The sequence below is a fragment of the Streptomyces sp. NPDC048248 genome (assembly GCF_043201875.1).
In the GTDB taxonomy this organism is placed as follows: domain Bacteria; phylum Actinomycetota; class Actinomycetes; order Streptomycetales; family Streptomycetaceae; genus Streptomyces.
Map to the genome: position 1 here is coordinate 1 of NZ_JBICZL010000037.1, position 24,859 is coordinate 24,859.

Sequence of the window (24,859 nt, forward strand, 5' to 3'; positions counted from 1 at the left end):
GACGGCTCGCTGCCATCTGACGGCGACGGGGATGTCGAGCCGAGGGTGCGGGCGAGGACCGCGGCGGGCAGCTCGGTGGCAAGCTGGAACAGCGCTCCCGGCCGCGCCCCGCGCCCGCTCGGCATCACTCAGGTCTCCCCGTCTCATGTCCACCTCAATGACATGAGACGGGAGGAGGCACATGATCGATCGGGCAAGTTCTGCCCGTCAGCGTTGCCGATGGATGGCATTGCGGACTTCGTTGACGTGGGTGCGGATCAGCGAGTCGAAGAGGGCTTCCTTGTTGCCGTCTGGGCCTGCGGCGGTGGCGAGGAGTCCGGTGATGAGGCCGCCGAGGACGGTGATGAGGTCTGCCGATCTCTCCGGGCCGCGGACTTGCAGCAGTCTGCGGATGGCGTCGTCGACTCGGTCGAAGGTCGCGTTGTCGCCGAGGGCTAAGCCCAGTTGCTCGGCGAGGAAGAGCCGGATGACTGCCACGGCGTCGCCAAGGGCGACATCCACGGTGTAGTCGGTGCGCGCTTTCTCCGCTTCCTTCAGGATGGCCGGCATGGTGGACGTCCGTGTCTGCTGCCAGAGTCCTTGCTGCTTCCACTCCTCGTACGGAGGCATTCCGGCGGCGTCGCGGCGGGCGCGGTGGTGGTCGGTCGGGTGGCCGTTGCCGGTGCGGCAGGCGCGCCCCGCGGCTGCCTTGCACATGGGGCATTCGATGCGTCGGTACCAGGAGCGGACGAGCTGCAGTTCGGGCCCGGATCGCAGGTGCCTTCGCCACTCGCCGCCCCATGTGGCGTTCTGCTGCAGCTCGTTCTCCACGCCCATGGTCTCCCCTTGTCCGATGCGGTGCGGGTGCGTGCATCCCAGGACGTGTGGCGCCTGGTCACAGGGCCGGCCTTGCGTGCACGCTCCGTTCCGGCCCGGGCCGGGAGCCTAGCCGCTGCGGGGTGGGCAGGGGCGAGGAACAGGATCAGACGGGGAGGGCGGCGAGGGCGTCGCTGGCGGGGTCGCCGCAGTGCGGTCGGCGCGCGTGAAGCTTCCCTCCCCGAGTGGCGGCGTGGCGACGGCTGGAAGTGGTTCTCGGTCTCCTTCGCGCTGCGGTGGCCAGGGTGGCGGCTGCTGGTGGTGGCGCCTTGTGTGGGGTTGTGCGCGTCGTTCACCGTTCTGTTCCTTTTGTGTAAATGGTTGCATCTGGTGCATGATTCGCCCATCCAGAGGTGGGAGGGTGGGCGTTGGGAACCACGGAGTTGCGCGGGGGCTCTGCGCGAGGGGTGCTGCTGTCCGGTGTTTCGTTGCTGCACCCGGAGGACGCGGTGTTCGATGCGATGTTGGTGGGCTGGGCTCGTCAGCAGCTCGGTGGGCGTCGTCTTCAGCCGCGGACGGTCACCGGTCGGCAGAGGATCGTGCGCCGGTTCGCTCGCTTCACCAATGCTTATCCGTGGCAGTGGTCGGCAGCTGACCTCGACGAGTGGATGACGCATCTGATCGGGGAACTGCGGCGGGCCCCGGCGACCATCCGGCTCTATCAGGGCGCGCTGCGGCTGTTTTGTGACTACATCACCTCGCCGCACTATCAGTGGCCGGCCGAGTGTGAGACCCGCTTCGGTACCCATCCCGTGCAGATCTGCCACGAGTGGAACACCGTCGCGCATCTGGTCGACTACGAGGGCGATCCCAAGCGGCGTCCGATGACGCGAGAAGAGATCCAGCGGTTTTTGGACTACGCCGACGACCAGGTCGACTGGGCGATTCGGCGGGGGCGCAAGGGGGCTTTGGCCGCCTACCGGGATGCCACCGTGTTCAAGGCCATCTACGGATGGGGTCTGCGGTGCGGGGAGGTCGCGAAGCTGGATGTCGCGGACTTCTATCGCAACCCCAAGGCGCCGGAGTTGGGTCGGTTCGGCTGCGTGCACGTGCGGTTCGGCAAGCGCTCCAGGGGCTCTGCGCCCCGGCGGCGGACGGTCTTGAGCGTGATGCCCTGGGCGGCGGAGGCTGTGGAGGACTACGTCACCCATGTCCGCCCCCGCTGCTCGGCCGCGGCCCAGAGCCCGGCGTTGTGGCCCACCGAGCGCGGGGGCCGGTTGCAAAGGCGCGAGATCGAGGAGCGGTTCGCGGCCTATCGCGATGCTCTGGGACTGGACAGGGAGCTGGTGCCGCACTGTCTGCGCCACAGCTACGTCACCCACCAGATCGAGGACGGCGCCGACCCTGTCTTCGTCCAGCATCAGGTCGGCCATCGCTCGGGTTCGACCACGGCGCTCTACACCGGGGTGAGCGGCGACTTCATGAACACGATGATGCGCGACGTCCTGGACCGTGCCCTGGATGGCGGGCAGCAGGGGTGATGTGGTGACGGCGAAGTTGGACTACCGCTGGCGTCTGCGGGAGGTGATGGCCCATCGCGGCATGTTCTCCACCACCAACCTGCGCCCGCTGCTGGCCGAGCGGGGCATCGACCTCTCCCCCAGCCAGACCTACCGTCTGGTGGCCGAGCGCCCTGAAAGGCTGAGCCTGAAGACGCTGATGGCCCTGCTGGACGTCCTGGGCTGTGCCGTGGAGGACCTCATCGAGCCGGTCCCGGCCGCCGGCAGCCTGCGCCGCACAAAGAAGGCCGCCGGCGCCCCCACCCCGCCCGCGGGCGGCGCCCCGGTGGGGCTGGGCGACTTCCGCCCCCGCCGCGCCCGCATCGTCTGCGATCAGGACACTCCATGACTGCTGCCCCCACCCCAGCGCCGCGGTGCGCCACCGAGCCCGAGAAGGTCATCGTCGAGATCGTCGGGGCGGTGGAGACCCACCTGCTGCCCGCCACGATCGAGGCGGTCCTGCTGGCCACCGTCAAGAGCCGGCCGGCCCGGCGCCACCTCGCCCAAGCCCTCCACCAGTGCCCTGACCTGCTCACTTCCGGCCACCCCGCCGGGCCCAGGACCATCGAAAAGCTGATCAGCGCCCTGCGCGGGCACGGAGCGGTGCACCTCAAAGCACCGCAGTGCGCCAGGTGCGGGGCGCAACGGCCGCTCGAGGCGCGGATGGGCGAGCTGCGGATCTGCCTCTACTGCTCGGGCCGCAGGGCGGCGGCCGCCAAACCGTGCGTGATCTGCGGCAGCAAGGGCTTCGCGGTGCGTGACCGTGAAGGAAAGCCGCGCTGCGCGAGCCACCCTCCCGACCCCGGCCGCGACGTGCTGGGTGAGCTGGTCGAGCGCATCGCCCAGGTCGCCACCGACCTGCCGGGCCCGGCCATCACCGACGCCGTGGTCTCGGTTGCCAGGACCCGCCACCCGCAACTGCGGCTGCTGTGGGCGATGGAAGACCACCCGGGCCTGCTGACCGGCACCGGCGCCGCCGGCCCGGCCTCCACACAGCGCCTCATCCAGGCCCTCCAAGACCGCGGCGCAACGGGCCTGGCCCTGGCCCGCTGCTCGGTGTGCAAGCGCTCCACCGCCCTGACCCACGTCCACGACGGCATGCGATGCTGCCGGACCTGCCACAGCGCAATGCGCCCGGAGACCTGCTCACGCTGCGGGCGATCTAGACCCGTCGCGGGACGCTGCCTTGAGGGAAAACCGCTGTGCCAGGGCTGCCGCCGAGCCGACCCCCTCAACCACGACACCTGCAGCCAATGCGGCACCACCGCGCACGTCATCGCCCGCACCGAAGCCGGCGCGATCTGCCCCCGCTGCTACCAACTCCCCACAGCCCTGTGCACCCTCTGCGGCCGCACGCGCCCCTGCCTGGGCGCCCGGACGGACCACGCCCGCTGCATGTCCTGCACCACGCAAGCCCGCCCACCGCGCCAGTGCAGCCGCTGCGGCGACATCAAACGCATCGACTACCGCGGCCCCGCCGGCGAAGCGCTGTGCAAACCCTGCGGAGCCCCACGTCCCTGCAGCAGATGCCACAAGCTCCGCCACATCCACCGCCGCACCCCCCAAGGCGAGCGCCTGTGCACCACCTGCTGGCGCAAACACCCCGACGCCCAGCGCCCCTGCACCAACTGCGCCACCATCGAACGCCTCCACCACCACGGACTGTGCCACCGATGCGCCGCCCATCGCCGCCTGACCACCATCCTCGGCGGGCCCGACCAAACGGTGCCGCCGGCGCTGCAGCCCGTCCTGCACGCGATGCTGCGCACCCCACCAGCCACCCTGCTGCGCTCCCTGCTCCCCTACCGCTCCACCCACACACTGCTCACCCAACTGGCCGCCCTGCCCGGCCCCGTCACCCACACAGCCCTCGACCACCTCACGCCCGCCAAAGCCGTCAAGGCCCTACGCGCCCAACTCGTCGCCGCAGGCGCCCTCCCCGACCGCGACGAACACCTCGCCACCCTGGAGAAATGGCTGACCAAAACCCTCGCCCGCGTCCCCTCACCCCACGACCGGCTCATCCTGCGCAGCTACGCCACCTTCACCCACCTACGCCGCCTACGCCGCCTGACCCACAACAAAAAGATCACCTACGGCCAGATCACCGGCGTCAAACACGAAATCGCCAACAGCGTCCGGCTGACCGAATGGCTCCACCAGCACCACACCACCCTCGCCCACTGCACCCAAGACCACCTCGACGCCTGGCTCGCCGAAGGCCCCGCCCACCGCAACCTCGTCCGCGCCTTCCTCAAATACACCGCTCGACGCCACCACACCGCCCCCCTCCACACCCCCCTGCCCCCCACCGACTTCACCCTCAACTTCATCGCCCAAGACCGACGCTGGGCCATGGTCCAACGCCTCATCCACGACGAAACCCTCCACATCGTCGACCGGACCGCCGGCCTCCTCACCCTCCTCTACGCCCAACCCGCCAGCCGCCTCACCCAACTCACCACCAACCACCTCACCCACAACGGCCACACCACCCACCTCACACTCGGCACCACCCCCACCACCCTCCCCCCACCCCTCGACCACCTCATCCACCAACTCACCCACCACAAAGGCCACGCCGCCACCCCCCACACAGACCCACAATGGCTCTTCCCCGGAGGCCACACCGGCCACCCCCTCAGCCCCACCCACCTCAACCACAGACTCAAAACCATCGGCATCCCCCCAAAACTCAGCCGCCACACCGCCCTCATAGACATCGCCTCACAACTCCCAGCCCCCCTCATCACCCACCTCCTCGGCTACCACCCCCACACCGCCGCCCTCTGGCAACACCACACCACCCACCCCAACCCCACCTACGCCACCCACCTCCACCACCGCCACACCACCCCAACAAACCCATTCCGCACACCCTGATACCCCCAGTTACCAACACGATTGGCTGTGGCCATGTCGTCTTCCTCCGTTGTCGATGTGCCGGGCGCCGGAATTGGCGACGTAGTCGAGAGGTGCTCAGGAGTCGGCACTGCAGGGGGATCTGCGGATCAGGGCTCGCAGGGGCCAGCACAGGGCCGCTCCCACTAGGCCGGTGGCGAGGGTCGTGACCGCGACCAGGCGGGCGCCGCCGTGGGCGAGGGACCAGGTGCCCAGGAGCGGCGCGAGGATCACCGCGCCGGCCAGGGTGGTGCCCCAGATCCCCGCGTACAGACCGCGCGCCCCACCCGGAGTGATCCAGTTCAAGACGTTGTTCGCGGCGATGAACACCACGAGCTCGCCGGGCACCGCCAGGGCAACGGCCAAGGCGAAGCCGTCGGTGCTGGTGGCGAGGCCCGCGGCCCCCATGCCCGCCCCCAGCACGAGCGAGCCGATCGCGAAGGGGCCCAGCAGTGGGCGCCCGGTGCGGCGCGCCCGGCGACTGAGCCACGGCGTCACCACGGGGGCGAGCAGCACCACCACCGCGGCGTTCGCCGCCTGGGTCCAGCCGTAGGCCGTTGCGGACAGCCCGCGCGCGGACATCAGCATCGGCAGCGTGGAGAACAGCCCCACAACGCAGATCAGCGCTGCGATGCTCGCCAGCCACAGCACCCACAGGCGTGCATCGCGCAATGCGACGCGGTAGGGCGGATGTTCAGTCGTGGGCAGCGGTGCGGGGCGTCCGGAGTCGAGGTAGCGCAGGGCGAGGACCGCGAAAAGCAGGCATGCGGCGGCGTTGATGGCTATCAGGGCGCGGACGCCGATGGCTCCCGCGAGCATCCCACCGAGTGCGCCCGTGAGAGCGGCGGCAACGTTGGTCGTGAAGTGCCTGAATCCCGCTACCGCTGCCCGGCCGCCCTCGTCGGGGACGGTGTCCGCGATGAGGGCGGAGACGACCGGCCGGGGCGAGTCGTAGCACGCGCCGGCCAGAGCCGAGACAGCGAACACCGCTGGCACCGAGTCCACTTCGGCGAGCAGGGCAAGGGTCGCGGCCGCGGTCACCATCGCGGAGACAAGGGTGGTCCGGCGGCCGATGCGGTCAGCCAGCCATCCGGCCAGGATCTGCCCGAGCAGCCAGCCGACCCCGAACGTGGCGAGCACGGCGCCGGTCAGTCGGGCGGAGAAGTGGAGGCCGGCCAGGTGGTAGGCCAGGAACGGGTAGCTGAAGCCGGCCGCCCGGATGAGAAACGATCCACCGAGCGCGACCCAGATGGCGGGTGGCCATCGACGAGACCGTGCGGCGGCGCGCGAGAAGTACCGTGCGCGCTCGTCGGCAGTGGTGGTCATGGCGCTTGCTCCATCGCGTATCGGGTCTGGCCCTACCGGGCTGGACTCCCAGGCATCGGAGGGAAGGAAGGGGTGCCGCCGCCCACACCAGCGACGGCACCCCAGGTCGCCAAGGCACCTTCGGGGGACGCGGGTACCTCGGCCGGCGCATCGGCCTGACTGACCGGCACGTGCTTGCAGCGGTCAGTCAGGCCCGAACGTCAGTGGAACGCGGAGGTCCCAGCGAGGCCCCACTTTTTGAAGCCCTTGCCGTCGCCCGAGATGTCGAAGTCCACGTGCGCGTCCGCAGTCCACCGAGTCTTCTTGGTGGCGATGTTGACGGAGCCGTAGTGGCCGGGGGACAGCGACTTGGATCCGCTCTCGTTGTCGTTGATGTACGAGGCGAAGTTGTAGTCGAGGGAATCTGACGTACCGATGCCCTTGCCGCCGTGCTCCAGCCGCAGGTCAACGAGGAAGTCGTTGAAGCGCTCCCCACCGATGAACCACTGCGTCCCGGACCACGAGACCTTGCTCACCCACGCCTTGTAGTGGCGGTAGCCGCTCCAGCTCCCGGCGTACTTGCCGCAGATCTTGACGACGACGGAGACATCGGGCTTGCTGGGCAGGTTGAAGGATCTCTTGCTGGTCTTGCAGTGGGCGGAGCCGCCGGCGGCCTGGGCGGGGGCGGCCATCGAGACGCCGCTGAGGATGACGGACGCGCCGAGAGCGGAGGCGGCGACCGTACGGGCCAGATTCATGGTGGTCTCTCTTCGTGGAGGCAAGGGGAGGGGGGAGGGGGGCCGCTGCCCACACCAGCGGCGGCACCCCAGGTCGCCAAGGCACCTTCGGGGGACGTGGGTACCTCGGCCGGCGCATCGGCCTGACTGACCGGCAAGTGCTTGCGGCGGTCAGTCACGCGAGAGGTCAGTGGAACGCGGAGGTTCCGGCGAGGCCCCACTTCTTGTAGCCCTTGCCGTCGCCCGAGATGTCGAAGTCCACGGTCGCGTCCGCAGTCCACCGCGTCTTCTTGGTGGCGATGTTGACGGAGCTGTAGTGGCCGGGGGACAGCGACTTGGATCCGCTCTCGTTGTCGTTGATGTCCGAGGCGAAGTTGCGGTCGAGGGAATCTGACGTACCGATGCCCTTGCCGCCGTGCTCCAGCCGCAGGTCAACGGCGAAGTCGTTGAAGCGCTCCCCACCGATGAACCACTGGGTCCCGGACCACGAGACCTTGCTCACCCACGCCTTGTAGTGGCGGTAGCCGCTCCAGCTCCCGGCGTACTTGCCGCAGATCTTCAAGGCGACGGAGACATCGGGCTTGCTGGGCAGGTTGAAGGATTTCTTGCTGGTCTTGCAGTGGGCGGAGCCGCCGGCGGCCTGGGCGGGGGCGGCCATCGAGACGCCGCTGAGGATGACGGACGCGCCGAGAGCGGAGGCGGCGACGGTGCGGGCCAGATTCATGGTGGTCTCTCTTCGTGGAGGCAGGCGGGGATAGCGGGTCGGCGGGATGCCGTACCGCTGCCGTGCAATGGGGAGGGGGAGCGGGCGCGGGGGCCGGATCGGCTCACCCAGGGAGGCCCGTCAGGGAAGGTCGAGGCCGCAGCCGGGCTGCTGCTGACCATCGGATCGGGTGGCACGAGGGCACAGCCGACCTTGGGACACTGCCGCAGCGATGTCGCCGGGCAGACGCGGACCTCTTAGCCGGCCCGCGGCGCTTCATTAGGGGTAGAGGCCGAAGTACTTGTTGCTGACCCAGCCCACTTGCCCTTGTTGGCGCCGGTCGCGACCTTGCCGTAGAGCCAGCGGTCATGGGAGGAGGTGCAGGTGATGGTCATACCGGTGAACCGGGAGAGCGAGCCCTTTGCGGAATATCCGGTGCCCGGACCGGTGCGCAGATTGACACCGCTGGTGTTCGATATGCCGTACGCGTCCGCGTGCCGTTGCCGCTCTGTGTCGTTCGGAACGGAGGAGTGGACACAGGCAGAGGAGCCGACAGCGGATGCGGGGCTGGCCATCGCGATCGCCCCGGAGGTCAGCAGGCCGGCTGCCACGGTGGCAGCGGCTGCGTGGCGCAGGAGGTCGCTTGCGTGCATGGGAATCTCCTTGCGGGAGGGGAATTGAGGCGTGCGGAACCGCACTCGGGCAGCGCGAAGCAGCGCAGGGCGCGGTGAGGAATTAGGGAGCCTGAGAAGGCGAAGAAAGGCGGCCAGGACGGCGCAGCGTCAGCGGGCCCGCAGAGGCATCAGAGCATGCGGAGAGAATCCGGGGCCGGTGCGAAGGCCACGGGTCCGCCGGCGGCCGCAGCCGCAGACAGGGGCGCGGACGCGGACGGCAGCGGGATTAACGGCGCTCGTGCAGAGCGCGGACTGTCGCTCGCCGCACTTTGCCGTGGAGGCTTCGGCGATGGTCCTGTCCTGAGATGGCACGGGATCTCCCTGAATGAGAGGGCGCCCAGTCTTCAGGAGATCCGACAACTTGCCGGGAGGCTGTTCCGGTGAACGGCGCAGCGGTCTATCCTGAACGCGGCGTGGTCGCACACGCCGTAGCGCGGTCTCCCGCGCGACTGAACGCAGCAGGTTCTGGTTTGGGTTCCTGAATCTGATGCGCGTGTTACTTGGGCTTGTTTGCGGTGGCCGTCCCTGGCAGGGGACGGCCATTGCTGTTTTGCGGCCGATGGTCCTGGTGCGGCGCGGCAACCTGAAGGGTTGGTCGCTCAACCCCGCCAGGCGCTTCCCATGCCGGCCTACGCCGACCTGGATGTCGCCTAACCCGTCCCATCAGTTGGGTGGATCAATCGGCCCGGGTGAGGTTCTCCCCCGGCATCTGAAGCATTCCTCGTCAACACGTCGGTATCCAGGGGGATCCATTGCCGGTCGTACGAGCACTACCAATAGACAAGCCCACTGTCACGGCCGCCCCGGGCGGCAGGAGAGGCAAAGGAGCAGCAGACCCTGAAGCCCTGGGACACCTCCTGAGCAAGGGGAGGGCTGCCATCAGTCCCGCAAGCGTGGGCCTCGTGCGAAACCCGCGAGGCTCCAAAACTGAAGGACTGTCGCAGGAGCAGATGGACGAACTGCTCAACGCGGATTCGGCGACGCGACGGACTGCAGGGACGTTCGGCAAGCTAGAGCGGGGCGCCCTGGACAACCCGCACCCTGCATATCTGCGTGGGGTGGCCCGCATTTTGCGGTTCGTCGGACAAGAGTGGGTCAGCCTCCACAGTTTCGCCCGCGGCGACTACCCGTGCGACCGGTTGCATGAGGAGACCGCCGTCCCCGAGCCCTGGGCCGGATGGGACGACACGGTGACCATCGAGTACCGCTGCGACTTCGCCGGCAACCTTCTGAGCTTCAACTCGAACTTTGCGGCTCTGTTCCCCGAGCAGCGCGTGCCGATGAACATCGTCCACTACTCACTGTTTGACGAGTACGCCCGCAGCTCCCTGCTGGCCGACTGGGAGCGAACCTGGGGGCCCCTGACCGTCGCCGCCCTGCGCGCGGCGCGGGCACGGCACAGGCACAACGCCCTGCTGCGTGACCTCTTCGGCCAGGTCCGCAACGACCCTCGGACGTGCTCGCTCCTCCCGACGATCCTGGCACCACGGCCCAATCCATCGGTCGACGAGAGGCCCTTGGCGCATCCGGAGCTGGGCAACGGCTGGGTGCATGTGAGCGATCCTCTCTGCTCCCCGGGTGATTACGTCTCTCACCACACGTGGGTCTTCCGGGCTCAGGATCAACCGCCGCCCCCGCCCACGTTGCTGGAGCTGGGAGCACGCGACCCGGCCGGGTTCTTCCCCTTCCCGGCCAACGGCAGACCAGTCAGGGGCCTCGCCCCCACGAGCTGCTCGTCGGCAGCGCAGGGCTCCTGACCACACCGCAGGCCATGCGCACCTCCGAACGGACATCGGGGGGCGCCGTACAGCCGCCGCACGCTCTGAAGGGCAGGGCACGATGGCAGACCGAGCGGCCGACGCAGACCTCTTGGCCCGGACGGAGGTTTGCTCCAATGCGAGTCCTCCGGCTCTCCGCGCGGGACGGGCCGGCTACCCCCGGACATACCTGTGGCCGCTCCACTGGGGAACGGCCACAGGGACTCTTGCCCGAGTCAACGCACCACCAGCAAGCACGGATAGATCCGTGCTCCTTTGATGATGCTCCAGTGGACGTGTTGCGACCACGTCCACGGCCACACGATACGGCCCGTCATCCGGTTTCGGCTATCCCGCCTGCCCGGACGCGTATCCGGCCCGGGGCTCCCTACCACCCGCAGGGAAGTCTTCATGCCACTCCCCCACCACCCGCCCACGCGTCAGTTCAGGCGCGGCCCTGGAGCGGCTACATGAGCGAACCGGTCTTCGACGACGAGCATGAGGTGTTCAGCTCCGACGCGCCGCCTCTCTTCACTATGGTCCCGGAGTGGATCACGTACTCCGATCTCAAGCCGGCGCAGCGCGAGTTTTGGACCGTTCTCGCCTCTTGCGTGAACCACAGCGAGGCACACAACCGGGTCTGGCCCGCCGGCCCAGAACTGGCCGACGCCATGCGCATCAGCAATCCCGACCAGTTGAAGTCCTACCGCGAGGCACTCCAATCCATCGGCGCGGTTCGCATAACCGAAAGGCGCTACGCCAACGGGATGCGCCGCCGGTACGTCTACGACGTCCGGTTCCATCCGCCGAAGGACTACACCGGCCCCCGGACGCGCCACGAGTGGCTCGCCCGGAGGAGGAGCCTCCTGGGAGCCTCTGCCGCCGCGGAATCCGCAGACACAGCCGCCTTCGAAGCAGCCAACCCCGACGCAACCGCAGTTCACCCCGGCCCCCCTAAAAACAGGGGGGCGGGCACCCCTGAAAATAGAGGGGCCGGCCCCCCTAAAAATAGGGGCGCAAAACCAGACCAACAACAACCAGACCAACAACAACCACAACAGGCGCCTGCAGCGCGTAGCGCTGGTGACGGGCGTAGCCCCAGTACAGGTAGTAGCGCGCGCGAGGACCGTTGCGGCCTCGCCGCGTCGAACACCACAGCACCACAGCCAACCCGCACTCCGCGATCACACCAGGGCCAGCTGAGCCAGGAGCAGGCCGGCGCCCTTCGGGCCGTCGAGGCCCGCTACCCCGCCGAGCTCGCCGCTCAGATGCCCGCCCACCGCCCCCCGGCCATACGCAACGCCATCCAGGCCGCCCTGGGCGAGGCAGCCCGTCAGCGGACCTGCCAGCAGCTCGCCGACCGCCTCGAACGCCGCTGGTACAACTGGGGCTTCGCCGACAAACATCGCCGCGGCGAAATCGCCAGCTACCCCGGCGTCGTCGTCAGCCTGCTGACCCGGCACATATGCGCCTACGACCGGTGCGAAGACGGCTGGGACATCGACACCGGCGAACCATGCCGAACATGCCCCGAGCGCCAGCAGCTACGCCACGAACGACGAAAAGCACACCCCCACAATCGCCTATGGGAGCGGGAGCGCGTCGGGCCGGCCTATTGGGAATGCACCGTCCCCGAGTGCCGCCAGCCCGGCAAAGGCACACCACCCCCCGACGGACTCTGCCCCACCTGCCGCGCTCAAGCCGAGCAGGCTGCGGCCGCCGCCCAACGAGTCGCCCAACACCTGGTGCGGGAAGATGCCTCCGGTCCCCGACAGGTCTAAAACTGACGGACGCTGTTGACAGTTACTTCGGATCATCTGATCGTTGGTTATCCGGACCAACCAGCCCCGCCAGACCCGCAGTCCCGCCCTGTGCGGGACTGCGCGAACGGAGTCGAGGGCCGCGACGGACCAGACCTGCCCCGACCACAAGCACCCAGCCATCCTCACGCCCGACAGACGAAGAACGTAGACCCACGCCCCAACCCGTCCCGGCCTCTCGGCCAGTGTGAGGCGTTTCCTCGTTCGCGTCGCCCCCGGTCACGGCGAACCAGCGAATTTGAACTGATGCCTGCGAACGAGGATGTTGGCGCGCATGCTGGGGCCTCGTCACTCAGGCGGGTTCGGAGGCGGGCTCTTGCACAGCGTCCGCCCATGCGGTGAGCAGCCGCTCGTACTCAGCTTGCTCTTCCGGCCATAGGGGGCGGCCGGGGCGTGCGGACATGAAGGCGCGTATCGACTCGTTTGCCGTGGACGCCGGGTCGTCCGCTGACGCGCCTGCGATTGTGGACATGCCGTGAATCATATGGGGAGCAGTGGCAACGCACTCCCCTCGCGACCTTCCGACATCACGTCGTCCACCGAACGCCGGTCCCGCCTGTGGATCGGGGTCGCCCGCGGGCATCTCCAGCCGGGGGGCCCTCCGCCGCACTGCACATGATGGGTATCGCGCACGCGATCAGCAGCGAAACGGTCGCCTACACCCCTCGCCCGCTCGGTGGCCGCCGACCTGTGGCGTGAGTCGCCGCGGGAATTCCGAGCCGAGGCGACCCGGCTCGCCCAAGCGGTGGGCGTCGGCGGTCCGTAGGGGCAGCCCGCGTGACCAATGCGTACGCGAGCCGTTACGCTCTGCCACAAGTAGCGATGCCTGTAGCGGTGTCGCAATCGGCAGAGAGGGACGCAACGATGCACGCCGCCAAAGGGGACCGCCTCGTCATGCATGGTCGAGTCGTAGGCAAGCACGATCGAGTCGTTGAGATTGTCGAGGTTCTCGGCCCGGACGGGACACCGCCCTTCCGGGTAAGGACCGAAAATGGCCACGAAACCATCATGTCCCCCGGGCCGGACTGCATGGTTGACCATCGCAAGACACCTGACCCTGCCTGACTGACGAACGCCGAGCGGCGCCGGCGTTAAGGGGCACGTAGCCGTGTTCGGAAAGGTCGAACCAGTTCCCTTCAGGGTTGCTGGCACGGTACTCGGCGAAGTGGCGACGGGAGGCGCGGCGTTGGGGTTCCTCGATCTCGGCGTGGGCCAGAGTTTGCGCAGGTGCCGGACAAGTCGTCGATCTGGAAGCCGAAGGGTCATGCCCAGGGAGGCCACCCCTTCTCCAGCTGGCGCACCCGGTCGTGGATGCGTTCCAGCCCGCCACGTCCCAGGCCCTCGCCGTGCATGCAGGACAGCCCGACGTCCTCATCGAGCGCGCGCAGAAGCTCTTCCACACCGCGGATTCGATTCGGCCACAGAGCCCGGTTGCGCTTGGTGTCCCTGCTGGTCATGGCCCAGGAGGTCCGCGAGCTCCAGCGCGGCCCCACCGAGATAGGCGCAGCTTTCGCACGGGCCCCCGGGCAGCTCGCTCTTCGCCTCCTGGAGAAGGCGGTCGTACTCCTCCAGGAGTCCGGCGATCAAGCGCCGGGCCGCGGTGTCCCCGGCTACCAGGGACGCCGGCCCCCACCTCGACATATCTCCACCGTACGCGCGACGAGCACCGGTCAGCAGACTGTGTCGTACCCACGCCGCCCAAGCGTGCGGGGCCCTGAAATCATTTCTTGAACTCGTCAGGCCAGTACTGTTGAGCGTCCTTCAGTCTCGCCATGATGGGTTGCAAGGCCCTAGTCGTCTCGTTGACGCCGCTGTCTAGCGCCGCGATGACTTGAGCACCGCTGTTGAGCTTGCCGCCGGGGGACAACCAGTCGAGGCAGGTGGCGCTCGCGAGTTCGGTACGGCGTAGAGCGGAGCTCCAGTCGCGTTGGACCACCGGATCTGGATAGGTCAAGCCGCCCTGGGCCTGGCGTGAATCAGCGGCAAGGGTTGTGCAGACCATACGGAACCGTGCGGCCTCTGCGGGCACTGGAGGCGATGGCCTTCGGGCTGCGCTGAGCATGGCCTTCCTCTCCTTGCCGTACTTCACGTAGTCGGAGAGCACCTTGAGGTGCGTCCCTTTGGTCTCCCTGAGCCACGCGAGCGCTTGGCGAGCCCGAACGTGCGGGTCAGTCGACTGCTTGGGGGGCACAGGCGCAGGCGCAGCGGGCGAGTGTGCCTCCAGGGGTGCGCGGGGTGCGCTGAACGCTCGCTCGCTGGCGATCAACGCAGTGAGCGTCAGGAGCGCCAGGCCCGTCACCGCTGCAGATGTATGTGGGCGAGACCTTTGCCGTGGGGGCGCCGGTATTGTGCTGGAGCGCTTTCTGGCGCCTGTCACATGTACTACGCCTATGACGAGGCTTGCGGCGAGCGCGGCTCCATAGACGGAAGGGATTGTCGACCTGGCCAAGGGCGCGGACCAAGTCCAGGCGACGCCGGGCTGCCAGGTGCAGGGCGCTGCGGAGACGCGCAGGGGGCCGAGGCAGCCCCAGGTGGTCGTGATGGCGAAGCCGGCGAGCACAGCGACGCTCTGTGCCACTACCGCCGCTGAGATGGCCCGTAGCAGCTGTTCGCGGCGCACCAGGGCGGCCACAGAGAGAGATGTCAGCAGGGCGCCGATCCATACAACTACCTGCGATCCCAAGGAGAAGGCCACGTCGAACCCGGCGTCACGTAGAGCAAGTGGCTGGCGCCAAGAGCGGAGGCATGCCAACAAGCCGAGCATCCCGGCGACGGTCGCCACCCCACCAGCGAGGCCGGCGACCAGGGTGGCGGCCAGGCCCCCTCCTCGTCGACCCTTGGTTTGCCACACCCACAGCAGCAGGCGAAACGCCCACAGCACGAACACTGTACAGAGCGCGGTTCTGTACATGCTGCGACGCTGGATGCCGGACCACAACGGAGGTGTGCGTCTCGCATCCTCCGCAGGCTTCCGGCAGCCCCTGCTAATCCGGTAGGTCATCTGAGTTCTGCGCGACCACACAACAGGGCAAATCCCGGCGGAAGCTGGATGAGGATGCGCCGCAGCAGATCCTCATCCACGGTGTCGGCCAAGGTGCTGAGCACTGCGCTGGCGTCCCACCGGGCGGTATCAGGGGTGGCGCCTTCGATCAGTAGTGAGATGGCTTCGACGAACTCCGACGGGCTGAGCGGTTGGGTCGCCGGCAGTGGGTCGAGGAGCAAGGGCTGGTACTCCTCGAGCAGATGCCCGGCGAGTTCTTTGCGCTCAGTGCCCTACCCAGTTAGCTGGGGAAGCCAAATCCAGTACGTCGCGTCATGCATGGCTCCGCCCGGGGAGGAAGACAGCACCGCCCGCCGAGGTTGCGGCCACCAAGCCACGCCAGTAGGTCAGCAAGAACCCCTGAGGCTCTGCCCGGAACCACGGCGGTATCAGCGCAGATTCACCAGTTCGCCCTCGGCCAGGCCAGAAGCAGTCTCGACAGATCGCTCCGCCGTCTCATCGACCTTGCCCAGCAACGCGCTCGCCATGCCCAAGCCCCCTGCCCTGGGCACCCCGCGAGGAAGAATGCATTATTCGCATTGCGGTGGAAGGCCCGAACGTGGGGAGCCCTCACTGCTCGTCAACACCAGCACGAGCACCTCCCCCGGCCATCCAAAGTCCGCGGGCGGCGCGCAGATCCTGACTCCTGGCGCGCCTCCGGCAGCGCAGGGGCCGCGCGGGGTTAGGTCGTGTTATTAGTGCGAGATGTGGTGGAAAAGGAGTCAGGACTCAGCACTGCTGCGACGGTTACGTGCTGTGCTACCAAGGAGCCCACGCCGCGACGCTCTTCGGCGCCGCGAGGTGCCACTTGCTGCGTCGCCCTCTGGCATGGGTCACCTGGGCAAAGACGTCACGCGACGGCGTACCTGGCGAGGGCTGAGCACTGTCGCCGGTCAGGTCTTCTTACTGCAGTCGATCGTCGTGGTCCTGCTGGTCGGTGCCGCCGGTGTGGCGCAGGTGCTTGAGGCACGTCACGCCAGTGACGCTGATGCCCGCGCTCGATCGCTGGGGGTGGCGGAAGCGTTCGCCCATGCGCCGGGCATCGTCCAGGCGGTGCGGTCCGCTGACCCCACCTCTGTGCTGCAGCCGCTGGCTGAGGAGACCCGGCGTGCCTCCGGGATTGATTTTCTCTCTGTGTTGAATCGTTCCGGCGTTCGCTACACCGATCCCCTCCCCCGGCTGATCGGCCAGCCAGCATCCGGCGACTGGGCCCGGGCGCTGACCGGTGAGTCGTTCACCGAGAAGTTCACCGGTGCTCCCAACGAGGCGATCCGGGCGGTAGTTCCGGTCACCGATACCCGCGGCACGGTCGTTGGAGTGGTCACCGCAGGCATTCGGATCACCACTGTTTCCGAGGCGGTGAACCGGGAGTTGCCGATCCTTGTGGGAGCGGCTGCTGCGGCGCTCACCTTGGCCGTCGGGGGCGCGGCGCTGGTGAGCGGCCGGCTGCGGCGGCAGACCAATGGCATGGGGCCGGCTGAGATCACACACATGTACGAGCACCACAATGCGGTGCTGCACGCCGTCCGCGAAGGGGTGCTCATCATCGGGCCCGGGCGGCGAATTCTCTTGGCCAACGATGAGGCACGGCGGCTGCTGGAGTTGCCCTCGGACGCCGAGCAGCGCGAACTGGGTGACCTGGGGCTGGAGGCGGGCTTCGCGGGCCTGTTGGCCTCGTGCCGCGTGGTCACCGACGAGGTCCACCGGGTGCACGACCGTCTCCTTGCCGTCAGTTGCCGTCCGGCTGGCTGGCACGGCGGGAGCGTTGCCACCCTGCGCGACACCACAGAACTGCTCGCGGTCGCTGGTCGAGCCGAGGTGGCACGCGCGCGGCTGGAGCTGCTCTATGACGCCGGGCTACTGATCGGCACCACCTTGGATGTCACGCGCACCGCGGAGGAGCTGACGCAGGTGTCGGTTCCTCGGCTCGCTGACGCCATGACGGTCGACCTCCTGGAGTCGGTTCTGCTCAGCGAAGAGCCCGGTGCGACGGCCAGCGCCGTCTTGCGCCGAGCAGCGTCCGCGCACGCGCCGACGTGCCCTCTCCTGCCGAACGAGCCCGAGGCCCTCCTGCCTGGCGCGCGGCAGACGAGTGTCGGGCGAGGTGTGCTGGTGCCCGATCTGGCCGCCGACAGGGGGTGGCGGTCGGCTCATCCCCAGGTCGCAGAGGCCATTTTGGATTGCGGAATGCGGTCGCTGATCGTCGTCCCCATTCACGGGGGTGGTGTCTGGCTCGGAGTGGCTCAGTTTTGGCGGGCGCAGGGGCGCGCCCCGTTCGACGAGGAGGACCTGTCCGCCGCGGAGGAGCTGGTCGCCCGGGCGGCGGTCTGCATCGACAACGCCCGCCGCTTCGCCCGCGAGCACGCCATGGCGGTGACGCTCCAGCGCAGCCTTCTCCCGCGCGGACTGCCCGAGCAGAACGCCCTCGAGGTCGCGTACCGGTATCTGCCGGCGCAGGCCGGGGTGGGCGGAGACTGGTTTGACGTCATTGCGCTGCCGGGGGCACGTGTCGCCTTGGTGGTCGGCGACGTGGTGGGCCATGGTCTCCATGCCGCAGCCACAATGGGCCGCTTGCGGACTGCCGTTCACAACTTCGCCAGCCTTGATCTACCCCCCGACGACCTTCTGAGTCACCTGGACGAACTCGTTGCCCGGATCGACGAGGACTCCGACAACCAGGGGCCCATTGTCGCTGGCGCCACGGTCTTGTACGCGATCTACGACTCCGTCTCCGGCCGCTGCGTCATGGCGCGGGCCGGGCACCCGCCGCCCGCCATCGTGCACCCGGACAGCACCATGTCCTTCCTGCCAGTCCCGGCGGGGCCACCGCTGGGCGTGGCGCAACTGCCCTTCGAGAGCAGCGAACATCTTCTGCCCGAAGGAAGTCAGCTCGTCCTCTACTACCGACGGCCTCATCTACAGCCGCAACCGGAGCATCGACGACGGCCTCAGCCTCCTGAGTGCCGTGTTGGCCCATCCCAGTCGCTCCCCCGAACAGACCTGTACCGAGGTGTGCGAAGCGCTGCTGGACTCCGAGCCTGAAGACGACGTCGCCTTGCTCATCACCCGCGCCAACCGGCTCCCCGCGACCCAAGTCGCCGAATGGACCGTGCGCCACGACCCCGCAGCCGTCGCGCCCCTCCGCGAAGCCGTCGCCGAGCTACTGGCCGACTGGAATCTCGAAGAGGCCGCGTTCACCACCGAACTCATCCTCAGCGAACTGGTCACCAATGCCATCCGCTACGGCACCCCACCGGTCACCGTCCGCCTGCTGCGCGACGGGGTGTTGACGTGCGAAGTTTCAGACGGCAGCAGCACCTCCCCGCACCTTCGGTATGCGGCAGCCTCTGACGAAGGCGGCCGTGGCCTGTACCTCGTCGCCCACCTTGCCGCACGCTGGGGGACCCGCTACACACCACACGGAAAGATCATCTGGGCCGAACAGCCGCTGAACAACGAAAACGCCCTTCCACTGACATAAGCGCGCAGCCTACCGACGCAGCAACGTCGTCGAGCGCTTCAGCACAGAGCGCTCGCCACCCGCTATGACAAACGACGCTGCCACTCGTCAGGACCTACGCTGGCGTGTAGGTCAGGGTTGTCAGCCAAAGGAAGACCAGTCTCGGAACGCGGATCTCGGCCAGGCGCTGCCGCGCCCTTCTCCGCAAGGGCTGCGCCGCCACCTGGACGGAAGCGGAGTCCGGGCCATACCACCATCCTGGCCGGACCGGACAACCGCTTCGTGAGCCTGGCTCCCAGGACTGTTGTCTCAGTTCACAGCCGATCGCACCTCTGCAGCTAGTGCGTCGTAGGCCACTCCATTGGCAGCCTTGCGGACGCGCTGAAGCGTGGCCAGCGCTTGCTTCCGAACTCCGCGTGGCATCTCCTCGATCTGTGCCCGGCTTAGGACATAGAACGTCCACTGCGCCAAGTCCAGTGGGTCATAGTCGGCGTGTGTACGTGCCCCGTGGACGGCGAACACGTAGACGTCGGCTTGGAAGGCGCGCTGCTCCTTCGGGAGGAGCTTTCCGGTCGCTGGGTCAATCGGGATGATCTGAGGGACGTCCCAGGACGGGTCCTTGCTCGGCCGTGTCTGCGTCCATGCCTGGACGTACCCGGCCGCCTTCACCTCGATCTTGATGTTGTCCGGGCTCAACACGTCGTAGGCGTCCCACTCCACCCTGGTCTTCTCCGCTCCCATTGCTCGGGAGACGAGGAATTCCGCCAGGTATCCACGCACGGTATTGGTCCGAAGGTCGGACATGGCGAACTGCCAGAAGTGAACGAGGGTTGCGTCGAGGCCCGTGAACGACTCGGCACCAGACACGGGGGCGTGCGGGGGCGCCAGGATCGGACCGGGCTGTGAAGAAGACTCAAAGGGCATAACGTCAAGGATCCCTGAGAGGGCATATGGGCGCCTGCCTTCGGAGAGGTGATTGCGTGCAGGAGCGGCGCAGGTTCTGAGTCCTGTCGGCCCGCAATCGTTGCCACGGCTATCGCCCTGCACTCTGAGTTTGAGAATCAGGGCCCCGTCCGCCGGCCAGCGTCGCTCTGAACAGCAAGAGGGGTGAGGCCCTTGGGAATCACCGCTCTGGGGGCTCAGCGCCGGGCGTGAAGGGTCGTGTGCGGCAGACGAGCAGGGCGACGTCGTCCGGGTCGTCGGGGCGCCGGAGTTCGCGAAGGAGCCGGTCGCAGGTCTCTTCCAGGGAGCAGTGGGGCACCTCGAGCAGGTGGCGGAGGGTTTCGAGGCGTTCGTCGATGGGGTGTTGGCGGGTTTCGACCAGCCCGTCTGTGTACAGGACCAGTTGATCGCCGGGGTCGAGGCCGAAGGTGGTGGTCTCGAAGGCGACGCCGCCGACCCCGAGCGGGGCGCCGGTGGGCAGGTCGAGGAGTTCGGGGTGCTTGCCGCTGCGTACGAGCACGGGCGGGGGGTGGCCGGCGTTGGCAATGTGACATTCGGCGCGGCGAGGATCGTAGGTGGCGTAGACGCAGGTGGCGATGTAGTGCTCCAGCCCTGAGGTGATCTTGTCGAGGTGTTGGAGCGCCTGGGCGGGTTCGAGGTCGAGGTCGGCGAAGACACGGGTGGCAGTGCGCAGGCGGCCCATGGTGGCGGCGGCATCGAGACCGCTGCCCATGACATCGCCCACGACGAGCGCGGTCTTGTCGCCGTCGAGCGGGAGAACGTCGTACCAGTCACCGCCGATCTCGTAGGTAGCCTGCGCGGGCCGGTACCGGGAGGCGATCTGCAGCCCGGGAAGGCGAGGCGGGTGGCTGGGGAGCAGGCTGCGCTGCAGAGTCTCGGCGGCGTTGCGCACGCTCTGGTGCGAGCGGGCGTTGTCGATGCACACGGCGGCGCGGGAAGCCAGCTCACCGGCCAGGGCGAGGTCGTCCTCGGCGAAGGGCACCAGGTTGCGGGCTCGCGTGAGGCCCAGGAAGCCGAGGGTGTGGCCGCGGGCGGTGAGCGGGAGGGACATGTAGGAGTGCACGCCGGCGCGGGCCAGCAGGGTGGCGGCGTGGCCGTCGCGGGCGATGCGCGCCAGGTCGTTGTCGTCCGCATGGGAGATCAGGAGCGGGCGGCCGGTGCGTACCGTCTCGGTGGCCACGCGGTCGGCGGCGTAGGAGGCGATGTGACCGGGCGGATCAGCGGCCTGGACTGCTTCAGTGGAGTAGGCGGCCTTCAGCGCGAGGGCCCGAAAGAGCACAGGACCGTCTGCAGAGGCTGTGCTGTGCTCATCCAGGACGGAGTCGAGTACGTCCACCGCGACCACGTCGGCGAGCTCGGGAACGATGACCTCGGCCAGCTCCCGGGCGGTCTGTGCCACCTCCAAGGTGGTGCCAATCCGAGCCGAGCCGTCGGCGATCAAGGCCAGGCGCCTCCGGGCCTCGGCGGCCTCCGTGGCCGCCCGGTATCGGTCGGTGACATCCACCACCAGGTCGGCAACCCCGAGAACCCGGCCCTGAGGATCTTCCAGCCGGTACAACGAGATTGACCACGCGTGCTCGTCCGAGTCTCCGGGAGCGCGGCCGACGATTGTGGACTGGTCAACCATAGGTACCCCGGTCATCAGGACCTGCCGCATCGCCGCCTCGGGCACCTCGAACTTCGCGGACGTCATGATCTCGCGGTAGTGCCGGCCGAGGTGCTCCTCCGCGGCGATGCCGTGCATCCGCTCCAGGGCGGGATTGACGGACACGTACCGCAGATCGGTGTCGAGGATCGCCACGCCTATGGGGGACTGGGAGACCAACCGGGTGGACAGCGCGATATCTCGCTCCAGCTCACGCAACGTCGGCTCGTCAGTGGCGAGCCCGAGAGCGTAGAAGTCCCCGCGGTCGTCTAGCAGCCGCATGTTGCGGAACTCCAACAGGCGATTACTGCCGTCCTTGTGCCGGACGGGGAACGCTCCGGCCCAGCTCTCACCAGTACCCATAACGTGGGCGAACAGCTTGATCATCAGGTCCCAATGCTGTTCGTGGACGAGCAGTGACGCCGCGTACTGCCCGAGTGCCTCGTCGGCGGTGTAGCCGTACAGGTCCTCGGCCTGCGGACTCCACAGAACGATCCGCCCATCGGCGTCCAGCAGCACCGCGGCGACACCGAGGAGGTCCATCAGCCCGCTCGGCTGCGACGGCCTCCCCTCCGGCTGACCGGCATCAGCCCGACGCCCCTCGGCTGCACTCATCGCAGGCACTCCCTCCGACTGCCGGCATAGCACGGGCCGTCCGCTGGCGACGGTCCCTGGCTTCCCTGGACCTGCACACGCTTCGGTTTCCATGGTCCCCCCCGGATCGGCCGACCACACCATCCAGAGGCGCTCGTAGTGCCTCAACATGACCGCGTGTCGATCGACCAGGACATCGCCAACATCGTCACCGACTTCGTCGGCGGATGGACGACTGCTGGCACCCCCTCAAGCCGTTCACGCTCAACCGAGCTACCGATCGGCGAGACCACCATCTGGTGATCACTTCGCCATGGTGGCTGCCACCGACAACGTGTCGAGCTTGATCAGCATGGCGAGTCCCGTTCCCGGGCCATGAAATGCCCTGCAAGTGGGCCCAGTGCCTCGTGCGCGGTGTAGCGAATAGCTCCTCGACCCGCGGGCTCCACAGCACGATGCGACCCTCGGTGTCCAGCACGACTGCCTCCACGCCCAGGACATCCAGCAGCCCACTGGGCTGGAAGGGCCCGGAGGCCGACTCGCCGCCACCGGAAAGGTTCAGAGGCGCTCATTCCTGGCCCACCCCATCCCGTACGCATAACCACCTCGCACTGGCTCCCGGCCGCACCACTCATCCGTTTGCCTCCGCGACTCCATGGTCTCCCCGGACCAGCCCACAGCGCAGCCCTGCCTACCGGGCTGGATCGTCGCAGAGAGTAGCCGCAAGGATGGCCCCCAGTGACAGCCTGCCACCTTGGAGGAGCTGCCGCGCCCTAAGAGGTCGTTTTCACCTATGGGGTGCCCGCTTATCAAGCGATTCTTTAGGCGGTGGGTGGCGGCACAGGCGAGGTCACCGAGGCTGTCGATGCCGGCGAGTCGTGGGAGGTTGCGGGTGAGGCGGAAGAGGCTCTCATCCTGTCTCATCCCACGATGACCGGTCTTCGAGGCTGTGTGCTTCGACCGCCGTTGGCGTGCGCCTGGGCGCATTCGGTTCGCGGCAGTACGCCGGAAGCATGCCGAAACGACGCCCGTATCCGAGTGATCTATCCGATGCCCGCTGGCAGTTGATCGAGCCGGTCCTGGCGGCCTGGCGTTTCGAGCGCCGCGGTCGGGCCCTGGACTTCGGCCGCCCGCCGGAGCATGACCTGCGCGACATCATGGACGCGATCTTGTACGTGGACCGTACCGGGGTTCAGTGGCGCTACCTTCCGCACGACTTCCCGCACTGGAACACGGTCTACGGCTACTTCGCCAGGTGGCAGCAGGAAGGTGTGTTCGCCCAGCTCAACGGCCTGCTCAGGCAACTCTTACGGCAGAAGGAAGGACGGGAGGCCGAACCGTCGGCCTGCGTGATCGACGCGCAGAGCGTGAAGACGTCCACCAGCATGCTCACCTCCGGCCAGGGCATCGACGCCGACAAGAAGATCGTCGGCAGGAAGCGGAGCATCGTCACCGACACGATGGGCCTTCTCCCTGCCGTGCTGGTCACAGCGGCGAGCGTGCAGGACTCCATCGCCGGCACTCAGCTCCTGGACCAGGTAGCCACCGAACATCCCCGCATCCGCAAGGTATGGGTCGACGGCGGCTACCGCCAGCTCCTCGTCGAGCACGCCGCCGGCCTCGGCATCGACTTGGAAATCACTCAACGCAGGCCCGGGACCAGAGGGTTCACCCCGATCCCGAAGCGGTGGGTGGTCGAGCGGACCTACGGCTGGCCCATGCTCCACCGCCGCCTTGCCCGCGACTACGAAACCCGGCCCGCCCGCTCTGAAGCCATGATCCATATCGCCATGGCAGACCTCATGGCCCGCCGCCTCACCAGCGAGAACACCATCTCCCGGCGCGCCCCGACACCGCAGACCAAACAGCAGATTCCGGGATGAAACAACGGGAGAAAACGACCTCTAAGCGGAACTGAACCGAGCGGGCAACCCCCGCGTGGGTTGGCGTGTGCTTACACGCTTTCCGACGTAAAAGTGGTGAGCGGAAGGGCTGCGGTGTCTTTCGCGGGTCGTGACAGGTGCAGTTCGGTGTGGAAGTAACCGTCGGTCTCCCTGCCTCGAGGATCCTCGCCGGCGGCAGTCACCGCGGTGATGGCATACCGCTGCTCATGCACGCTCGTGAAGCGGCGCTGCCGGTAGCTCGGAGCAGCCGCTTTCTCGGTGATGAGGCCGTGCGGTGTCAGCCCGTCAGCGATGTGGCGGTAGGAGCCGGTACGCAGAACGAACGCCGCGATCCACACCTGTTCGTGAGCGGCGGCGAGGAGCGGTTGAAAGGTGCGTGGGGACAGGAAGCTCGCTCCGCCCGTGACGGTGACCACAAGGGTCGGCTGTACGGCGCGCAGGAGAGCGGGGGTGGGCGGAGCCGCTTCGAGGTTCTCGGCGAAGCCTTCGTCCAGCAGACCGACGGCGAGAGCGTAGGAGATGGCGTTCGCAGCAATATCGAGCCCGATCACCCGATGCGCGTCGGGAAGTCGATGAGCCGCGTAATAGACACGGTCCCACTCGATCAGCTCCGCTGTCGTGAGCGCTGCGGCCTGCGGGGACGTGTAGTGGGCATACAGGTCCTCCAGGGTGAGGTCGTGGTTGAGGAGAGCCGCGTTGATCCCGTACGAGCAGCAGAGGTCCAGCACAGTGAGCGGGGCGGCGGCCCGGGCGGCGGCCACGCGCCGGAACACCCCCTGTGCATGGTGAGGCGTCTGGTAGTCCCAGCGGCCCAGCAGGCGGAAGAAGTGCCTGGGGTCTGGCTGGTCGTACACCTCGTCGAACGAGGTCATCTCCGTCTGGCCGCAGGCGCTCGCATCGCCTGGTGCGGCGCTTTCCAGGTTTCCTTGGCCGTGGTGCCGCACATAAGTCATCGCAGTGTCCCTTCCCTGGCTGGGCCGCCCTGCATCCCGGCAAGGAGTA

19 protein-coding genes and 3 pseudogenes are annotated in these 24,859 nt (G+C 67.9%); 9 read left to right on the forward strand and 13 right to left on the reverse strand.

The genetic code is table 11. The features are described from left to right. Window positions 1-207: 207 nt before the first annotated feature. On the reverse strand, window positions 208-816 hold the full coding sequence (locus ACGFZW_RS37960) for a hypothetical protein (protein ID WP_393897899.1): 609 nt from the start codon (window positions 814-816) through the stop codon (window positions 208-210). A gap of 446 nt (window positions 817-1,262) precedes the next feature. Between ACGFZW_RS37960 and ACGFZW_RS37965 the strand changes: the two genes are divergently transcribed. Genes ACGFZW_RS37965 through ACGFZW_RS37975 form a run of 3 tightly spaced genes read left to right on the forward strand, consistent with a single transcriptional unit; the run spans window position 1,263 to window position 5,237 of the window. Then, a complete protein-coding gene (locus tag ACGFZW_RS37965) occupies window positions 1,263-2,336 on the forward strand; it encodes a tyrosine-type recombinase/integrase (protein WP_393897900.1) in 1,074 nt (357 codons plus the stop codon). A gap of 4 nt (window positions 2,337-2,340) precedes the next feature. After that, on the forward strand, window positions 2,341-2,703 hold the full coding sequence (locus ACGFZW_RS37970) for a helix-turn-helix domain-containing protein (RefSeq protein ID WP_393897920.1): 363 nt from the start codon (window positions 2,341-2,343) through the stop codon (window positions 2,701-2,703). Next, a complete protein-coding gene (locus ACGFZW_RS37975; protein WP_393897901.1) occupies window positions 2,700-5,237 on the forward strand; it encodes a hypothetical protein in 2,538 nt (845 codons plus the stop codon). Before ACGFZW_RS37970 ends, ACGFZW_RS37975 begins: the two co-directional genes overlap by 4 nt. A 96-nt stretch (window positions 5,238-5,333) precedes the next feature. Here the strand turns inward: ACGFZW_RS37975 and ACGFZW_RS37980 are convergent, their stop codons facing one another. The 4 genes from ACGFZW_RS37980 to ACGFZW_RS37995 form a co-directional block, all read right to left on the reverse strand. Beyond that, complete coding sequence (locus ACGFZW_RS37980; protein ID WP_393897902.1) at window positions 5,334-6,581, reverse strand: MFS transporter; 1,248 nt, start codon at window positions 6,579-6,581, stop codon at window positions 5,334-5,336. Window positions 6,582-6,781: 200 nt separating this feature from the next. Further along, on the reverse strand, window positions 6,782-7,318 hold the full coding sequence (locus tag ACGFZW_RS37985) for a hypothetical protein (RefSeq protein ID WP_393897903.1): 537 nt from the start codon (window positions 7,316-7,318) through the stop codon (window positions 6,782-6,784). A gap of 166 nt (window positions 7,319-7,484) precedes the next feature. After that, window positions 7,485-8,021: a hypothetical protein gene (locus tag ACGFZW_RS37990; protein ID WP_393897904.1), complete on the reverse strand. Its 537-nt coding sequence runs from the start codon at window positions 8,019-8,021 to the stop codon at window positions 7,485-7,487. Window positions 8,022-8,257: 236 nt separating this feature from the next. Beyond that, a complete protein-coding gene (locus tag ACGFZW_RS37995) occupies window positions 8,258-8,653 on the reverse strand; it encodes a hypothetical protein (RefSeq protein ID WP_393897905.1) in 396 nt (131 codons plus the stop codon). 923 nt (window positions 8,654-9,576) lie between these two features. Here ACGFZW_RS37995 and ACGFZW_RS38000 point away from each other — a divergent pair. Further along, window positions 9,577-10,431 (forward strand): hypothetical protein, encoded by an 855-nt coding sequence (locus ACGFZW_RS38000; RefSeq protein WP_393897906.1) that lies wholly within the window; start codon window positions 9,577-9,579, stop codon window positions 10,429-10,431. A 470-nt stretch (window positions 10,432-10,901) separates the two neighbouring features. Further along, window positions 10,902-12,212 (forward strand): hypothetical protein, encoded by a 1,311-nt coding sequence (locus ACGFZW_RS38005; protein WP_393897907.1) that lies wholly within the window; start codon window positions 10,902-10,904, stop codon window positions 12,210-12,212. A 331-nt stretch (window positions 12,213-12,543) separates the two neighbouring features. Here the strand turns inward: ACGFZW_RS38005 and ACGFZW_RS38010 are convergent, their stop codons facing one another. After that, window positions 12,544-12,723 (reverse strand): hypothetical protein, encoded by a 180-nt coding sequence (locus ACGFZW_RS38010; protein WP_393897908.1) that lies wholly within the window; start codon window positions 12,721-12,723, stop codon window positions 12,544-12,546. A 392-nt stretch (window positions 12,724-13,115) separates the two neighbouring features. Between ACGFZW_RS38010 and ACGFZW_RS38015 the strand changes: the two genes are divergently transcribed. Further along, window positions 13,116-13,316, forward strand: a complete 201-nt coding sequence (locus tag ACGFZW_RS38015) for a DUF1918 domain-containing protein (RefSeq protein WP_393897921.1) — start codon at window positions 13,116-13,118, stop codon at window positions 13,314-13,316. Between the two features lie 197 nt (window positions 13,317-13,513). Here ACGFZW_RS38015 and ACGFZW_RS38020 read toward each other — a convergent pair whose 3' ends face one another. The 3 genes and pseudogenes from ACGFZW_RS38020 to ACGFZW_RS38030 form a co-directional block, all read right to left on the reverse strand. Then, a complete protein-coding gene (locus ACGFZW_RS38020) occupies window positions 13,514-13,651 on the reverse strand; it encodes a hypothetical protein (protein WP_393897909.1) in 138 nt (45 codons plus the stop codon). 320 nt (window positions 13,652-13,971) lie between these two features. Continuing rightward, on the reverse strand, window positions 13,972-14,355 hold the full coding sequence (locus ACGFZW_RS38025; protein WP_393897910.1) for a hypothetical protein: 384 nt from the start codon (window positions 14,353-14,355) through the stop codon (window positions 13,972-13,974). Window positions 14,356-15,248: 893 nt separating this feature from the next. After that, window positions 15,249-15,509, reverse strand: a pseudogene (locus ACGFZW_RS38030) (DUF2267 domain-containing protein); the annotation flags it as partial. A gap of 610 nt (window positions 15,510-16,119) precedes the next feature. Here ACGFZW_RS38030 and ACGFZW_RS38035 point away from each other — a divergent pair. Further along, a pseudogene (locus ACGFZW_RS38035) lies at window positions 16,120-18,772 on the forward strand (SpoIIE family protein phosphatase). Between the two features lie 288 nt (window positions 18,773-19,060). On the opposite strand, the gene ACGFZW_RS38040 reads toward ACGFZW_RS38035, so the two are convergent. Beyond that, window positions 19,061-19,618, reverse strand: a complete 558-nt coding sequence (locus tag ACGFZW_RS38040; RefSeq protein ID WP_393897911.1) for a hypothetical protein — start codon at window positions 19,616-19,618, stop codon at window positions 19,061-19,063. Window positions 19,619-19,874: 256 nt separating this feature from the next. Continuing rightward, a complete protein-coding gene (locus ACGFZW_RS38045) occupies window positions 19,875-21,974 on the reverse strand; it encodes a SpoIIE family protein phosphatase (protein WP_393897912.1) in 2,100 nt (699 codons plus the stop codon). A gap of 156 nt (window positions 21,975-22,130) precedes the next feature. On the opposite strand from ACGFZW_RS38045, the gene ACGFZW_RS38050 reads away from it, so the two are divergent. Next, window positions 22,131-22,256, forward strand: a complete 126-nt coding sequence (locus ACGFZW_RS38050) for a hypothetical protein (protein WP_393897913.1) — start codon at window positions 22,131-22,133, stop codon at window positions 22,254-22,256. A 59-nt stretch (window positions 22,257-22,315) separates the two neighbouring features. Here ACGFZW_RS38050 and ACGFZW_RS38055 read toward each other — a convergent pair. After that, window positions 22,316-22,515: pseudogene (locus ACGFZW_RS38055) on the reverse strand (hypothetical protein); the annotation flags it as partial. Between the two features lie 451 nt (window positions 22,516-22,966). On the opposite strand from ACGFZW_RS38055, the gene ACGFZW_RS38060 reads away from it, so the two are divergent. Continuing rightward, window positions 22,967-23,836 carry an IS5 family transposase gene (locus tag ACGFZW_RS38060; RefSeq protein WP_393897914.1) on the forward strand — a complete coding sequence of 290 codons (870 nt, stop codon included), beginning with the start codon at window positions 22,967-22,969 and terminating at the stop codon, window positions 23,834-23,836. Between the two features lie 71 nt (window positions 23,837-23,907). On the opposite strand, the gene ACGFZW_RS38065 is transcribed toward ACGFZW_RS38060, so the two are convergent. After that, window positions 23,908-24,810: a hypothetical protein gene (locus ACGFZW_RS38065; RefSeq protein WP_393897922.1), complete on the reverse strand. Its 903-nt coding sequence runs from the start codon at window positions 24,808-24,810 to the stop codon at window positions 23,908-23,910. Window positions 24,811-24,859 lie beyond the last annotated feature (49 nt).

Coding starts and splice junctions, on each gene's coding strand:
- ACGFZW_RS38060 (WP_393897914.1), top strand. CDS start 22,967: ATGCCGAAACGACGCCCGTATCCGAGTGATCTATCCGATGCCCGCTGG.
- ACGFZW_RS37980 (WP_393897902.1), bottom strand. CDS start 6,581: ATGACCACCACTGCCGACGAGCGCGCACGGTACTTCTCGCGCGCCGCC.
- ACGFZW_RS38065 (WP_393897922.1), bottom strand. CDS start 24,810: ATGACTTATGTGCGGCACCACGGCCAAGGAAACCTGGAAAGCGCCGCA.
- ACGFZW_RS37990 (WP_393897904.1), bottom strand. CDS start 8,021: ATGAATCTGGCCCGCACCGTCGCCGCCTCCGCTCTCGGCGCGTCCGTC.
- ACGFZW_RS37960 (WP_393897899.1), bottom strand. CDS start 816: ATGGGCGTGGAGAACGAGCTGCAGCAGAACGCCACATGGGGCGGCGAG.
- ACGFZW_RS37975 (WP_393897901.1), top strand. CDS start 2,700: ATGACTGCTGCCCCCACCCCAGCGCCGCGGTGCGCCACCGAGCCCGAG.
- ACGFZW_RS37985 (WP_393897903.1), bottom strand. CDS start 7,318: ATGAATCTGGCCCGTACGGTCGCCGCCTCCGCTCTCGGCGCGTCCGTC.
- ACGFZW_RS37995 (WP_393897905.1), bottom strand. CDS start 8,653: ATGCACGCAAGCGACCTCCTGCGCCACGCAGCCGCTGCCACCGTGGCA.
- ACGFZW_RS38005 (WP_393897907.1), top strand. CDS start 10,902: ATGAGCGAACCGGTCTTCGACGACGAGCATGAGGTGTTCAGCTCCGAC.
- ACGFZW_RS38015 (WP_393897921.1), top strand. CDS start 13,116: ATGCACGCCGCCAAAGGGGACCGCCTCGTCATGCATGGTCGAGTCGTA.
- ACGFZW_RS38010 (WP_393897908.1), bottom strand. CDS start 12,723: ATGTCCACAATCGCAGGCGCGTCAGCGGACGACCCGGCGTCCACGGCA.
- ACGFZW_RS38045 (WP_393897912.1), bottom strand. CDS start 21,974: ATGAGTGCAGCCGAGGGGCGTCGGGCTGATGCCGGTCAGCCGGAGGGG.